Raw genomic sequence first — 300 nt, forward strand, 5'->3', positions numbered from 1 at the left:
TGCCCACGGTCACTGGCAGGCTGCCGGAGCTCTGGCCTTCAGCGATGGTGATCACCTTGCCGCTGTCGAGGGTCACGGTCACCGGACCGTTCTGCGCGGTGACCGGTTTGCCCTGGGCATCGGTCAGCGTCGCGGTGTAGGTAATGGTGCCGTTTTCATCCACGCTCGGGGTCGCGGACAGGGTCACGGTGGTGGTGTCGTTGACATCGTTGACCGTGGTGGTCACTGGCGTTGTGTTTGGCGACACCAGTTCCAGGTTACCGCCCACTGCGTCCTTGATGGATTCAGTGACGGTGGTCG

Annotated in this window: 1 protein-coding gene; it reads right to left on the reverse strand. The window is 63.0% G+C overall.

Annotated features, from left to right (window positions below):
- Positions 1-300, reverse strand: a 300-nt coding sequence (locus tag Q8X48_RS29950; protein ID WP_407802681.1) for an immunoglobulin-like domain-containing protein, incomplete at both ends; no start/stop codon positions are given.

Origin of the sequence: Pseudomonas sp. QLc11A (assembly GCF_052112305.1) — a bacterium.
Classification (GTDB): Bacteria; Pseudomonadota; Gammaproteobacteria; order Pseudomonadales; family Pseudomonadaceae; genus Aquipseudomonas; species Aquipseudomonas laurylsulfatiphila.